We start from the raw sequence: 569 nt of genomic DNA, 5'->3' as shown, positions 1-569 counted from the left end.
AGATAACTCTCCCCCCTTAGAGGGCCCTGAGAGGCGAAACCCCACGGGCGGGCCGATTTGACGGCACAGGCGGGGCGGCGCAACGCGAATTACAGTGAACCCGCATTAGCGACGGTCCGAGGGCCAGTTGTGCCTGAGCCAGTCAGCGAACCCGGCGAGGTTGCGGGCGGTCGCGTCCATCTGGTCAACCAGGCGGCGCAGGTCGTCGGCGTGCACGGGAACGAACGGGCCGTCACCCTTGTCATTGTCGAGGAACGGGCCTGCCTCGAGAAGCCCCCGCAACTCGGCCGCCCATTTGCGTTCAACGCCTGCGTAGTCGTCCAGCATGTCGTCTATGGGTTGAATCTTATCCACAGGCGCCGCCGTGCCGCCGCGCCGCGTGGGTATCTTCACAACCGTGCTCATGGTCGCCTCTCGGGCCGCTCAGGTAAGGGCAGGCTAAGGATGGGAAGGTTATCTATTAGTATGGGTGAACGATTTCGCTCACCCTTGCCACGCATAGGTCGCCGGGCCGTGCCACGTCGAAGCCGGGCGGGTCTCTTTCAGCACCCCGTTGTCGATGAGGATTT

The 569-nt window shown here is 63.6% G+C and carries 1 protein-coding gene; it reads right to left on the bottom strand.

Features of this window, described 5'->3' with window-relative positions; genetic code table 11:
- Positions 1-105: 105 nt before the first annotated feature.
- Positions 106-405 carry a hypothetical protein gene (locus CK240_RS17845; protein ID WP_095641561.1) on the bottom strand — a complete coding sequence of 100 codons (300 nt, stop codon included), beginning with the start codon at positions 403-405 and terminating at the stop codon, positions 106-108.
- Positions 406-569 lie beyond the last annotated feature (164 nt).

It is taken from the genome of Paracoccus salipaludis (assembly GCF_002287065.1).
GTDB lineage: Bacteria > Pseudomonadota > Alphaproteobacteria > Rhodobacterales > Rhodobacteraceae > Paracoccus > Paracoccus salipaludis.
This window is presented reverse-complemented; position numbering and strand designations above follow the sequence as displayed.

Excerpts from the sequence above, each read along its gene's own strand:
- CK240_RS17845 (WP_095641561.1), bottom strand. The coding sequence starts at position 405 with ATGAGCACGGTTGTGAAGATACCCACGCGGCGCGGCGGCACGGCGGCG.